A 1,854-nucleotide genomic window follows, 5' to 3' on the forward strand; every position below is an offset into this window, starting at 1 on the left:
CTGCAGGAGCGCGTCGAGGCATTGCGCAGCCGCTACGGCGGCAGCGTCGTCGCGGCGCTCGGCCAGGCCGCGGGCCGCCAGGCCGGCGCGCTGACGCTGCGCGAGCGCGGGGCACCCGCCGAGGCCGAAACCGCCGCACCCGCTGACGCACCCTGAGGCCCCCGGACAGTGGCATCGAGGCCTTGCCCTAAGCCTCGCCTCATCCTGCTGCTGCGACAATTTGCGGATGCACCTTGGCCGCAACCGGGCTTTGTTCCCCCCCTCCTCCACCTCCTGGAACCCTCTGACGCTGGCCGTGCTGGCGAGCGTGTGGATCGCCACCCTCGCGAACTGGCCGCTGTGGCAGTCGCTGCGGGCGCTGCCCGAGATGCAGGGCCCGCGCGGCACGCTCTTCATCGTCGCGTTCGGCGTGATCGTCGCGTGCCTCACCAGCATCGTGCTGACGCTGCTGGCCTGGCGCTGGAGCATCAAGCCGGCGATCGGGCTCTTCCTGCTGGCGGCGGCCTTCGGTGCGCATTTCATGGGCACCTACAACGTCGTGATCGACAGCACGATGATGACCAACGTGCTGCAGACCGACATGCGCGAGACGCGCGACCTGCTGAGCCTGCGCATGGCGGCGAGCGTGCTCGTGATCGCGGTGCTGCCGCTCGCGTGGCTGTGGCGCCGGCCGCTGCAGGCGCCGGGCCTGTGGCGACAGGCCGGCCGCAACCTGCTGGGGCTGGTTGCGGCGCTGGTCGTGATGGTGGTCGTGGCAGGCGCCCTGTTCGCCGACCTCGCGTCGACGATGCGCACCCACAACACGCTGCGCTACAAGATCAATCCGCTGAACTCGTTCTATGCGCTCGGAATGCTGGTGCACGATGCCAACGCGCGGCCGGCCGGACCACCGGTCGCGATCGGCACTGACGTGGCGCTTGCGCCGCCCGCGCCCGGCGCGAAGCCGCTGCTGCTGGCGCTGATGGTCGGCGAGACGGCGCGCGCCGATCACTTCGCGCTGAACGGCTACGAGCGGGCCACCACGCCGGGCCTCGCGGCGCAGGGCGTCGTCAGCTTCAGCAACGTCACGTCGTGCGGCACCAGCACGGCCACCTCGCTGCCGTGCATGTTCTCGCACCTGGGCAAGCAGGCCTACGAATCGCGTGACCAGGACTACGAGAACGTGCTCGATGTGCTGCAGCGGGCCGGGCTGGCGGTGCTGTGGCTGGACAACCAGGCCGGCTGCAAGGGGTTGTGCGAGCGCGTGCCGCACGACGATGCGTACCGGCTCGCAGCCGGTGCCGCGCCGATGCCGGCCGGGCTGTGCGACGGCGGCGAGTGCCTGGACGAGGCCTTGCTGCACGGGCTCGACCAGCGGCTGGCCGCGCTGCCGGCCGATCGACGCGCCCGTGGCGTGGTGCTGGTGCTGCACCAGATGGGCAGCCACGGGCCGGCCTACTCGAAGCGCTCGCCGCCGGGCCGCAAGCCCTTCATGCCGGAGTGCACGACCAACGTTCTGCAGCAGTGCGAGCGGCAACAGCTGCTGAATGCCTACGACAACTCGATCGCCTACACCGACAGCGTGCTGGCGCAGGCGATAGCCTGGCTTGGCAAGCAGGCGGTGGCCTACGACCCGGCGCTGCTGTACCTGTCGGACCACGGCGAATCGCTCGGCGAGAACAACCTCTACCTGCACGGCCTGCCCTACGGCATCGCGCCGCGCGAGCAGAAGCACGTTCCGATGGTGGTGTGGCTGGCGCCGCAGACCGAGGCGGCGACCGGGATCGCGATGCAGTGTCTGCAGAAGCAGCGCGACGTGGCGTTGAGCCACGACAACCTGGTGCCGAGCGTGCTGGGGTTGATGCGGGCGAAGAC

At 70.5% G+C, this 1,854-nt stretch carries 1 protein-coding gene; it reads left to right on the forward strand.

The genetic code is table 11. The features are described from left to right. Window positions 1-295: 295 nt before the first annotated feature. The coding region (locus tag AC1D12_RS32350; RefSeq protein WP_477845241.1) for a phosphoethanolamine transferase at window positions 296-1,854 on the forward strand (1,559 nt) is incomplete at its 3' end.

The organism is Rhizobacter sp. P1_G5, from assembly GCF_056405435.1.